Origin of the sequence: Paenibacillus tritici (assembly GCF_013204885.1) — a bacterium.
Classification (GTDB): Bacteria; Bacillota; Bacilli; order Paenibacillales; family Paenibacillaceae; genus Paenibacillus_AQ; species Paenibacillus_AQ tritici.
The window spans coordinates 21,646-29,741 of the sequence record NZ_JABMKX010000035.1; the positions used below are offsets into that span (position 1 = coordinate 21,646).

Consider the following 8,096-nt stretch of genomic DNA (forward strand, 5'->3'; position numbering starts at 1 on the left):
CTGATTTCCCTACTGAACCGAACGTAAGTGGAAAAAGTACAACTAAATCAAGCTTGTATAGAGTGAAGATCGAATATTGCAGCATTTAAGTGGACATTTTCCAACTAATTTCTATCTGACTGATCATAAGCCGAAATTAAATGACGTAAATCCACTTATCTCATAAACACTATGAACTCAATTATAAGCACGGGCCAAGCGGCGACAAAGATCCTGCGATCATAAGCCGCCACCATAATCTAGCGTGAATCCAGAGGAGGACTATTCAAAGTGAGTATCAAAAGAGCGCTGGTCAGCGTATCGGACAAACAGGGCATCGTGGATTTTTGCCGCGAGTTGTCTGCACTAGGCGTAGAAATCATCTCCACAGGCGGTACCAGCACACTTCTGGCTAAAGAAGGCGTTCCGGTCATTGGCATTTCCGATGTTACAGGCTTCCCTGAAATCATGGACGGACGGGTCAAAACCCTGCATCCGGCTGTGCACAGCGGCCTCCTTGCAGTTCGTGACAATGAGGAGCATACGCGGCAGATGAAGGAGCTCGGGCTTGATTACATCGACCTCGTCGTGGTGAATCTGTATCCGTTCGCGGAGACGATTGCCAAGCCGGATGTGTCGTATGAGGAAGCCATCGAGAACATTGATATCGGCGGACCGACCATGCTGCGTTCTGCGGCGAAGAACCATGCTTTTGTCAGTGTGGTGGTCGATGCGGCTGACTATGCGAATGTGCTTGAAGAAGTACGCACCGGTGGAGATACAACCCTTGCCACCCGCAAACGTCTTGCGGCCAAAGTCTTCCGCCATACGGCGGCTTACGATGCCCTGATTGCTGATTATCTGGCGAATGTCACTGGTGAACCGCTGCCGGAGCGCTATACTGTAACTTATGAGAAAATCCAGGATCTGCGTTACGGGGAGAACCCGCATCAGAAGGCTGCGTTCTACCGCAAGCCGCTGGCGGCGCAGGATACCCTTACTGCTGCCGAGCAGCTGCACGGCAAAGAGCTGTCCTACAACAATATTAACGATGCGAATGCGGCGCTCCAGATTGTCAAAGAGTTCGAAGAACCGGCAGTTGTAGCGGTTAAGCATATGAATCCTTGCGGAGTAGGCGTAGGCGCCAGTGTCTATGAAGCGTATCAAAAGGCTTACAATGCCGATCCCACCTCCATCTTCGGCGGAATTGTCGCAGCCAACCGGATCATTGATGCCGATACGGCTAATATGCTGAAGGATATTTTCCTTGAGATCGTTCTGGCTCCGGGCTTCACGGACGAGGCGCTGGACATTCTGACCAAGAAAAAAAATATCCGCCTGCTTAAGCTCGGGAACCTTAGTACAGCGGCAGCCCGTAAGAGCAGCTTTGTGGTAACCTCCATCGAAGGAGGAATGGTAGTGCAGGAGAGCGATGTGCACTCCGTGAATCCTGAGGAGCTGCAGATCGTAACGGACCGCAAGCCGACAGAGGAAGAGCTGAAGCAGCTGCTGTTCGGCTGGAAGGTTGTGAAGCATGTGAAGTCGAACGCCATCGTGCTGGCGGCTGATAATATGACCGTAGGCGTGGGTGCCGGACAGATGAACCGTGTCGGCGCCGCCAAGATTGCCATTGAACAGGCCGGAGAGAAGTCCCGGGGCTCTGTACTGGCTTCCGATGCCTTCTTCCCGATGGGCGATACGCTGGAAATGGCCGCGAAGGCCGGAATTACGGCAGTGATCCAGCCTGGAGGCTCCATCAAGGACGAGGAGTCGATCAAGGTTGCCAATGAATACGGTATTGCCATGGTCTTCACCGGCGTACGCCACTTCAAACACTAGCACGCTGGGAGGATCAGAGCCTTATGGATATTTTAGTAGTCGGCGGCGGCGGACGCGAGCATGCGATCATCTGGAGCTTGTCCCGCAGTCCCCGTGCCGGTAAAATTTACTGCGCACCCGGCAACGCCGGGATTGCGCAGCTTGCAGAATGTGTGCCGATTGGCGTGTTCGAGTTCGATAAGCTGACCGCTTTTGCCAAGGAACGGGAGGTTGGCCTGGTGGTCATCGGACCGGATGATCCGCTGGCGGCGGGAATTGTCGATGCCTTTGAAGCGCAGGGGATTCCTGTCTTCGGCCCGCGGAAGAACGCCGCAGAGATCGAGGGCAGCAAGACCTTCATGAAGGATCTGCTGCACAAGTACAACATTCCGACAGCAGCTTACGAGAAATTCAGCGATTACGGGTCAGCACTTGCTTACCTGCGGACCCGGGAGCTGCCGATTGTGATTAAGGCGGACGGGCTGGCGGCAGGCAAAGGCGTGACCGTAGCCTATTCCCGGGAGGAAGCGGAGCAGGCACTCCAGGAGATCATGGTGGACAAGGTGTTCGGCGAAGCCGGGGCACAGGTTGTGATTGAAGAGTTCCTGGCCGGGCAGGAGATGTCGATTCTGGCCTTTGTGGATGGAGAGACCGTGCGTCCGATGGCTGCTGCCCAGGACCATAAGCCTGTATTCGACGGCGATAAAGGACCTAATACGGGAGGCATGGGCACATATTCCCCGCTCCCGCATATTGCTGAGGACATTATCCGTGAAGCGGTGGAGACGATCATCGAGCCGACGGCGAAGGCCATGGTGGCGGAGGGGCGCCCCTTCAGCGGGGTGCTGTTCGCAGGGCTGATGATCTCGCCGGACGGTAAGCCGAAGACAATTGAATTCAATGCCCGGTTCGGTGATCCCGAGACGCAGGTCGTTCTTCCCCGGCTGCGGAGCGATCTGCTGGAGATCTTCGTCGCTGTGACCGAGGGCAGACTTGCCGATATCCCGATGGAGTGGAGCGATGAGGCGGCGGTCTGCGTTGTTCTGGCCTCCGGGGGATATCCCGGACCGTATCCGAAGGGGGTACCGATCAGCGGCCTTGAGGATAACGGTGCTGCGCTGGTCTTCCATGCCGGAACTGCGCGCGGTGAGGATGGCAGCTGGGTAACCAGCGGCGGCCGGGTGCTTGGTGTGGTGGGCCTGGGGGCGACTATTGCCGAAGCACGTACAGCGGCCTATGCGAGTGCGGAGAAGATTACTTTTCCCGGGAAGCAGCACCGGAGTGACATTGCCATGAAGGCGCTGATCTGAGGATAAAGTACCGGATTTCGTGCTATTAGTCCCAAAAAAGGACTGACAAGTTGTAGGAGAAGTGCTATAATACAACTCGTACGGGGGAAAATGTGCGGATATATACAGATAAAAGGTCTTTCCTTTCATGGAAAGGCCTTTTTTAAAATTTAAAATCTATAGGTTTCACCTGACCGCTTATCCTTCTATTTCCCGCAGACGCAGGAAACTGGAAAACCTCGTGCCGGGAAATGCTATAATAGTACGATATCAGCGATGCTGATGCGGATGTTTAGTTACAGATTTAAGGGGGAATTGGTTTTGAGTAAGGTAGGAAGAAATGACTTATGCCCATGCGGAAGCGGGAAAAAATATAAGAAATGCTGCCTGGACAAAGAAAAATCAGCGGTGGAGTCCATTCTGCGGCTGGTAACAACAGAGGATGCAGCGGCGCAAGTGGCTGTAACCGGTGAAATCCGGCAGGAACAGCCGGCTCCTGAGGCTGCTGTCTCTGCTGCCGGCGGCAAGCTTACTTTGCCTAAGCTGAAGAAGATGGTGGCACGTGAGCTGAACTGGGAGCATCCGGCCCATGAACAGCTTGCGCTGGAGCTGATCGAGAGCATGAGAGACCGGTATGACCGGGAGCTGATCCTGGAGGCGCTGGTGCTGTGGAACGGCTTCTCCCGCCAGACCAAGCCGGCGGTGAAGAAGACCGGCTCGTTCTGTGCGGCGATCGAATATCTGTTGTCCGAAGAATACGGCTTCATGCTGTCGCAGGCGGAGCTGGCTGACAAATACGAAATAACGACGGCTACGATCTCCCGCAAGGTGAAGGAAATATATAACTATGTCGAGGAATACGGCATGGCCGGAGAAGCGGATGAGCTGATCGCACTGAATGGTCCGGGAACACCGAAGGAGAAGGCGCAGGCCCTGCTGGGCAAGGCTATGGAAGCGAACTCTGCGAAACGCCGGATTCAACTGGCGGAGAAGGCACTGGAGATCTACCCGGACAGCCCGGAGGCCTATCTTATTCTGGCCGAGGAATCGGAGAAGGAGCAGGATGCGCGGGAGCTTCTTAAGGCAGGAATCGCTGCAGGCAGACGGGAGCTGGGCGAGCTTTATTTTACGAAGAACAAAGGGGACTTCTGGGGTCTGTATGAGACCCGTCCATATATCCGTATCTGCCAGAGCTACGCAGAATCCTGCTGGTTCGGCGGCAATGCGGAGGAAGCGGCAGAGATGCTGGAGCATATTCTGGAGCTTACTCAGGATGATAATACCGGTGCCCGCTATCTGCTGACCGCCGTATACCTGTACAGCAACCAGCTGAAGGAAGCCGAACGGATCATCAAGGACTACGGGGAAGAGGATGCCGCAGCAGCCTTTGCTTATGACCGGATGGTGCTGGAATTCAAGAAGAACGGGATTACCTCGCAGCTCAAAATGCTGTACCGTGTAGCCCGCGGAGTGAACAAGCATGTGCCTGATTACCTGCTGGGTGTGAAGCGGCTGCCGCATAATCTTCCGGATTTTGTCGGAATGGGCGATTCCAATGAAGCGATTGAATATGTTATTATGCACTCGCGTCTGTGGGCGGGTGTGCCGGACCTGCTCAAGTGGATGCTGAAACAATAGAATATAGTTGATCTGGTGATGATCTGAATATGAAATAGCTGACACAGTCCTTCGGGGCTGTGTTTTTTTGTATAATAATCCTTGCTATTTTAGTCTAATTAGACTATATTATGACATGTGGTCTAATTAGACTAATTTTCTGGAAAAGAGGTCCTTGTAATGTTATTTATTACTGGAGCAACTGGAACCGTTGGAAATCGGGTTATGCATTACCTCAAGCTTAAGGATGCCGAATTCAAAGCCCTTACCCGGACCCCTGAGAAGCTGTTAACAGACCGGACAGATCGTATGATGATTGTTACCGGCGATATCAAGAATTGCAGCGCCTGGTCAGACAGTCTGCGCGGCGTGGAGACCTTGTTCCTGATCCTTCTGGATGATGCTGAAGAGATTCTGCAGGCTGCTAGGGCCAAGGGTGTACGGAACATCGTGTTCTTATCCTCAGCCTCCATCAACCGCTCGGATGCCGGTTACAACGAGAATGCGATTAAACATAAAAAGGTCGAGGATCAGATTCAGGCGTATGGCTTCCAGTATGTGTTTATCCGGGCCGAGGCCTTCATGCATAATACCATTTACTGGAGGGACCTTTTTAGATACAATAAGGGGACGATCCGGTTACCGGCCCTGGAGGCTAAGCTGGCCAGTGTGCACGAAGCCGATATTGCTGAAGTGATCAGTGAGGTTGTTACCGATTTTGACAGATTCTCCGGGCAGGTCTTGACGTTAACAGGAGCGAATATTCTTAGCCAGCGGAACATATTAACCGAAATTTCTAAGCAACTGGGACAAGCAATTAAACTGGAAGAGCAGACCATTGATGACTTCCGTTCCTATATGAGCAAGTACATTGCTGAAGAGTACATTACTCTTAGAGTCCAGGACTGGGAGTATACGCTGAAGCATAAGCTCGCCGTGACAGACACGGTTCTGGCTATTCTTGGCCGGGAGCCTTATACGTTCAGAGAATGGATAGCGGAGCATCTCGGTGATTTTCAATAATGTATAGAAAGAGGAATTGTTATTATACCCTTATTAATACTGGGTCTGCTGAAGGATTGCGGACCATCCAGCGCGTATGAATTGTTGAATGTCTTCAAAGAACGGGATTACAGGTATCTAGTTCATATGACGAAGGGATCGCTGTATTACAACCTGCAGAAGTTAGCGGATGAAGGCTTGGTCCGGCTGGTTGAAGTCGTTAGCGTTAATAACTATCCCGAACAATACATCTACGAGATTACACCTCAGGGCGAGGAGCATTTCAAAGTGCTGATGGCCAAATACTCGCTGCAGACGGATGATGTTACGTTAACCTTCTATATGACCACGCTGTTTGCCCACCAATATGATCCTGAGCAATTCAAGTCGGCCGTAGCGGTACAGATGGAGCAGACACGGCGCAAAATTGCTGAAATTGATTCGGCGCTGAATGCCAAGCAAGATAGGATCTACGCGACGGCAAAGTCGATGATGAATAATGTCAGAGCGCATCATGAATTGAACCTGAAATGGTTTCAGGAGCTGCTCGAGCAGTAGGGCGGCGTACTCCCGGATCCTATGAACTGAATATTGTTGTATGAGCTCATACTCCCTTTTGTTTGCTGAATACGGCAGATACAAGGGAGTTTTGGTGTGCAAATAACCTGACATGATCCACCAGTAGTGGATGCTGTGTTGTGTGAAGAGGACAAGGGTTGAAAAAATGTCTCTGGAAGAGTATGTTACAAGAAGCGAAACGATAAGAAAGAGACAGTGAGGCGGGGAAAAAATGAGAGAAGGCGAAAACCGGATCGTAGGAATGGAAGATATTGTACGCGCACACCATGTGCTGCGGGAGGTTATCGTCCGTACGCCGCTCCAGCTGGACGCGGTATTGTCGGCTAAATACGGCTGCAATGTGTATTTGAAACGCGAGGATCTGCAGATTGTGCGCTCCTTCAAAATTCGGGGAGCCTACAACATGATCCGCAGTCTGTCCGAAGAAGACAGAACCCGGGGCATTGTCTGCGCAAGCGCGGGGAATCATGCCCAGGGGGTGGCTTATTCCTGCAAGGCACTCGGCATCAAGGGCAAGATCTTCATGCCCAGCACTACACCGAATCAGAAGATTAAGCAGGTCCGGCGTTTCGGCGGTGAATTCGTAGAGGTCATTCTGAAGGGCGATACCTTCGACGATGCTTACGATGAAGCACTGCAGGCCTGCATTGACTATAGCATGACGCTGATTCACCCGTTCGATGAGCCGCGCATTATTGCCGGTAACGGTACTATCGCCATGGAGATTATGGAGAGCCTGGACAAGCCTGCGGACTTCGTGTTCGTCACGATTGGCGGCGGGGGGCTGGCGGCCGGTGTTGCCACCTATGTGAAGACGGTAAGCCCGGCGACTAAGGTTATCGGAGTGGAACCGACCGGAGCAGCTTCTATGAGCGAAGCGATGCAGAGTGGTGAGGTCATCACCCTGAAGGAGATTAACAAGTTCGTGGACGGGGCAGCGGTGAAGCGAGTCGGCGGATTAACCTTCGATATCTGTTCGCGTCTTCTCGATGATGTGGTGAAGGTACCGGAGGGCAAGGCTTGTACCACCATACTGGAGCTGTATAACGAGAATGCGATTGTTGTGGAGCCGGCCGGTTCGCTTCCGATTGCGGCGCTGGATATGTACGCTGACCAGATCCGCGGCAAAAGTGTAGTCTGTATCGTCAGCGGCGGCAACAACGATATTGACCGGATGCAGGAGATCAAGGAGCGTTCCCTGATCTACGAAGGCCTTAAGCATTACTTCATGGTTAACTTCCCGCAGCGCGCGGGTGCCCTGCGTGAATTCCTGACCGAGGTGGTGGGACCCGACGATGACATCACCCGGTTTGAGTACACGAAGAAGAACGAGAAGGAGAACGGCCCCGCACTGGTGGGCATTGAGCTGATGTCTACCGATGCCTACACCCCGCTGATTGAGCGGATGAAGCAAAAGGGCGTGGATTACGTAGAGATCAACAAGGATGTCAATCTGTTCAGTATGCTGATCTGATTCGCCGGGTTTGTATGCGGATCGTTAGGCAACGGCAATGCAGCGGCAAACGCAGCTTCTAGAATAACAAGAAGACCCGCCCAGGGTTCCTGTGGGCGGGTCTTTCTTGTTGGATGGGACTAGTCATGCGGCGTGGAACGAGATTAATTGGATTTACTCCACTTACTGATGGACGGATGAATCCTGCCGGGGAAGCAGTTGGATAAACAACACTTAAATCTCCACAGCCCCCTAAAGAAGTTGGAGTCCTCCCCGACAAAAATGTAGACTAAATACAGGAGGAGGATGAACCCAATGGGAAAGCTAACGGGAACGAGAGAGAAGGCCGCGCAAGAGGT

At 52.6% G+C, this 8,096-nt stretch carries 6 protein-coding genes; all 6 read left to right on the plus strand.

Annotated features, from left to right (window positions below; translation table 11 throughout):
* Positions 1 to 270 precede the first annotated feature (270 nt).
* The 6 genes from purH (at position 271) to ilvA (ending at position 7,758) form a co-directional block, all read left to right on the plus strand.
* A complete protein-coding gene (purH, locus tag HQN87_RS31855; protein WP_173141356.1) occupies positions 271 to 1,818 on the plus strand; it encodes a bifunctional phosphoribosylaminoimidazolecarboxamide formyltransferase/IMP cyclohydrolase in 1,548 nt (515 codons plus the stop codon).
* A 23-nt stretch (positions 1,819 to 1,841) separates the two neighbouring features.
* Complete coding sequence (purD, locus tag HQN87_RS31860) at positions 1,842 to 3,107, plus strand: phosphoribosylamine--glycine ligase (RefSeq protein ID WP_173141357.1); 1,266 nt, start codon at positions 1,842 to 1,844, stop codon at positions 3,105 to 3,107.
* A 300-nt stretch (positions 3,108 to 3,407) separates the two neighbouring features.
* Positions 3,408 to 4,724 carry an SEC-C metal-binding domain-containing protein gene (locus HQN87_RS31865; protein WP_173141358.1) on the plus strand — a complete coding sequence of 439 codons (1,317 nt, stop codon included), beginning with the start codon at positions 3,408 to 3,410 and terminating at the stop codon, positions 4,722 to 4,724.
* A 159-nt stretch (positions 4,725 to 4,883) separates the two neighbouring features.
* Entirely contained in the window at positions 4,884 to 5,726 is an 843-nt protein-coding gene (locus HQN87_RS31870) for an NmrA family NAD(P)-binding protein (protein WP_173141359.1), read from the plus strand.
* A gap of 48 nt (positions 5,727 to 5,774) precedes the next feature.
* Positions 5,775 to 6,263 carry a PadR family transcriptional regulator gene (locus HQN87_RS31875; protein WP_301953251.1) on the plus strand — a complete coding sequence of 163 codons (489 nt, stop codon included), beginning with the start codon at positions 5,775 to 5,777 and terminating at the stop codon, positions 6,261 to 6,263.
* A 232-nt stretch (positions 6,264 to 6,495) separates the two neighbouring features.
* Complete coding sequence (ilvA, locus tag HQN87_RS31880) at positions 6,496 to 7,758, plus strand: threonine ammonia-lyase IlvA (RefSeq protein WP_173141360.1); 1,263 nt, start codon at positions 6,496 to 6,498, stop codon at positions 7,756 to 7,758.
* The last annotated feature ends 338 nt before the right edge of the window (positions 7,759 to 8,096 follow it).

Excerpts from the sequence above, each read along its gene's own strand:
- HQN87_RS31870 (WP_173141359.1), top strand. The coding sequence starts at position 4,884 with ATGTTATTTATTACTGGAGCAACTGGAACCGTTGGAAATCGGGTTATG.
- purD (WP_173141357.1), top strand. The coding sequence starts at position 1,842 with ATGGATATTTTAGTAGTCGGCGGCGGCGGACGCGAGCATGCGATCATC.
- ilvA (WP_173141360.1), top strand. The coding sequence starts at position 6,496 with ATGAGAGAAGGCGAAAACCGGATCGTAGGAATGGAAGATATTGTACGC.